A 1,816-nucleotide genomic window follows, 5' to 3' on the forward strand; every position below is an offset into this window, starting at 1 on the left:
AAAAGAATCACCTAAATAGCGACGAATACCGTAATCTCCCTGAAGGTGAACGATAACATTATTAAGAATTTGATCGGCGATATTTGTCTCCACCACTTGTAAGGGATAAATCAAAAAAAGTAGGGCTGCATCATAACTTCTTGCCTGCGCTACTGGTAGAAGACACTCGGCTGGTAAAATACGGTATAAAGCTTGTTCTCCTATCTCAATTAAGTCCGCTAAAAATGCCGGTGTAATCCTGCGATTTTCGGCTGTGAGATTTATCTCTGTCTCGATTAATAACCTTTTTAATTCGCGTAATCCCGCTACCACAACCCCGATGCTAGATGCTTCTATTTTGCGGGTTTCTTCCCAGTGACCGCTATCCTCATCCTGCCAATAACTAATCGCTTGAAAATATAAGGGGAATAGGGCAATTGTTTCTAGACAATGGGGGGAAAGCTGAATATATTTTTCCCGTGCTAAACGACAATAAAACCAGAGAAAATAGCCAAGGGCATCATTTTGTGCGTGTTGCCAAACTTGGTCAATTTCCGTCAGTGTACGTCCCTCAAAACGAATATGAGGACGTTCCATGATCTTTTCAGGATTAACTCGACCTTGGATAATATTAATAAAACGCCTTTGGAACTTTTGAAAATAGTTCATCAAAGTCTGAATATTCTTGACAGCGATCGCTGTCTGTCCGATAATATAGTGAGAATAAGCCAGATAAACGTTATCCCTCAGCCAAACATTGGCATATCCCGTGTATTCTGTCTCATTACTGACTAATGCTGCTGGAAATAAGCCATTTTCTAGCCGGGGAAAACTCAAGACATCATTTTCCGACAAAAACGCAGATAATCTCTGAATATCCTCCAGAGAGTAGCGGTATTTAATGAAATCGAGAATTTTTTCGTTGTGAACAACTAGCATCGGCAAAATACCCCAATAATCTGCTCAAAAACGAATTTATCCCGATAAATTCTACTGAGAAACCCAAAAAATGCGTCTTTGATTAGGATCCCGTCGGGGACTTTGTTCCCCCATGACTTGCCGCGCTTGACTAGGATCGAAGCTGCGAGTAAATTGACCGCGTAATTGATTGACGCGTTCCTCCTTTTCTTGGACTGCCAGACGTACTTCTTCCAGTTTTGCCTGTTGCATCTGTTGGTAGGGTAGCAAACGAGCGATCGCAAAAACTGCCGTGATGGAAAGACCGCTATAGGCAATAATTCGCAGCCAAATCTCGATAATTTGCCAATTTTGGGATTTATTGCCGCTTTTTGGCTTTTTTGGTGTTTTTTTGTCGGTTTGGTTTCGTGTTCGTGCGGTCATAGATTTATGAGTACAAGTAAAATCGGTCAGAAAGGTGGCTAAGTAGCTGGTTATAATTTAAAAATGGATTTTGCCTTTAATCCCCCCTTGATCAGGGGGGTGGGGATCCCCCCTTAATCCCCCCTTGATAAGGGGGGTGGGGATCCCCCCTTAATCCCCCCTTGATAAGGGGGGTGGGGATCCCCCCTTAATCCCCCCTTGATAAGGGGGGCATCTGACAACTTTTAACGCCTACCTACTTAATTACTTTCAATTTACACCTAATCACTGATAACTGATGACCGATAACCAAAAAAACCCCAATCGGTCTATCCTATAGCTAGGTCAGACGGGATCAGGGTTTATTGAAAGCGACTTTACTTATAAAGTTCCGTCGCTAGACGAAAAGCCAAAATCCCGGGGATTAAAGCAATTACCAGAGCGACTAAAACTTGAGTATCAGAAAGCATTGCTGATTATCTCCTCATAAAGATATTCATCCAATACTTTCCGACAT

At 42.3% G+C, this 1,816-nt stretch carries 3 protein-coding genes; all 3 read right to left on the reverse strand.

The features are described 5' to 3' along the window. The coding region (locus PX484_RS04325; RefSeq protein ID WP_288102974.1) for a glycoside hydrolase family 15 protein at positions 1-918 on the reverse strand (918 nt) is incomplete at its 3' end. Positions 919-969: 51 nt separating this feature from the next. Continuing rightward, the gene (locus PX484_RS04330) at positions 970-1,320 is read right to left on the reverse strand and encodes a slr1601 family putative cell division protein (protein WP_002803650.1); all 351 of its coding nucleotides are present in this window, start codon (positions 1,318-1,320) and stop codon (positions 970-972) included. A 356-nt stretch (positions 1,321-1,676) separates the two neighbouring features. Then, positions 1,677-1,769, reverse strand: a complete 93-nt coding sequence (psaM, locus tag PX484_RS04335) for a photosystem I reaction center subunit XII (protein ID WP_012264462.1) — start codon at positions 1,767-1,769, stop codon at positions 1,677-1,679. Positions 1,770-1,816 lie beyond the last annotated feature (47 nt).

The organism is Microcystis sp. M49636_WE2, from assembly GCF_030065375.1.
Lineage (GTDB): Bacteria > Cyanobacteriota > Cyanobacteriia > Cyanobacteriales > Microcystaceae > Microcystis > Microcystis aeruginosa_C.